The organism is Citrobacter sp. VF227 (assembly GCF_052950715.1).
Genome location: NZ_JBRFVF010000056.1, coordinates 1 through 1,125 on the forward strand (window position 1 = coordinate 1; position 1,125 = coordinate 1,125).

Here is a 1,125-nt window from a genome sequence, read left to right on the forward strand (position 1 = left end):
GATATCTGCAAATTCAGATCTTATCGCCGATCGAGAAGCTTTTATCGCTTCTGGGTGGCGCCGTCGCGATCCTATGCTTGGACCAAGCGCGGGCCGCCGAATGGAGAGGTTCATCGTCGGATCGCCCGACCGTCGCAGACTGGTCCGGCGGGTATCTGGGCGTCGAGGGCAGCGCCGGAGACGCCTACGGCAGCTTCAACTTCGACGCGGGCTCGGTCGAGCGTCGCTCCGTGCCGGCGTTTCGAAGCGGGGATAGCACTGGCCGCAGCGATCAGGGACGCAATGCCACGACGGTGCTGGGCGGTGTCGTCAGCGGCTACAACTGGCAGACCGGTCCGTACGTCTACGGCCTGGAGGCGGACCTCTACGGCGCAAACCTGAAGCGGCCCGTGTCGTCGACCGTGCCGGGGTTCGGCTTCGAGAACGGCGACGCCTCCTTCAGTCTCATCCGCGCTCAGGCAGATCTGTTCGGCGCTGCCCGCGCCCGTATCGGCTACGCGTTCGAACGCAACCTCGTCTACGCCACCTTCGGCCTCGCGGGCGCCGAGACACGCTTCCGCTCCACGTTTCCCGACCTGGATACCGGCTTCGCCGGGATCGCAAGGCGTGACCACTCCTATCTCGGCTTCACACTCGGGGCCGGCGTGCAGTTCGCAATCGCTGAGAACCTCGCCCTGGGCATCGACTATCGCTATGCCGATTACGGCAGGAGCGCTCGCTTCGGTCTCGGCAGCGTTGCGGGTCCGGACGGCGGGGCGTTCTCGACCCAGGCCTCGTTCACCTCAAACCAAGTGATGGCGCGGCTCCTCTGGGTTCCCGGAGGACTGCGCCTGCCCCCCGAACCCGACGAGCTCGCCCCCCACGATCCGGACAACGGCGACACCGGCCGCTTCTCGCTGCACGGCCAGACGACGTTCATCGACCAGGGGGTGACGGGCTACCATTCGCCTTACCGCGGCGACAACAGCCTCGTGCCGCATCAGGCGCGCGGCACGCTCACCGCCACCGCCTTCCTCGGGTTCAAGCTGACCGACAACACCGAGCTGTATTACAATCCTGAGTTCGACCAAGGCTTCGGTCTGAGCCGCACGCTCGGCGTGGCCGGCTTTCCCAACGGCGAGGCGC

At 66.3% G+C, this 1,125-nt stretch carries 1 protein-coding gene; it reads left to right on the plus strand.

The window, feature by feature from the left end; translation table 11 throughout:
* The coding region (locus tag ACU8YC_RS24960) for an outer membrane protein (protein WP_446895952.1) at nt 1-1,125 on the plus strand (1,125 nt) is incomplete at both ends.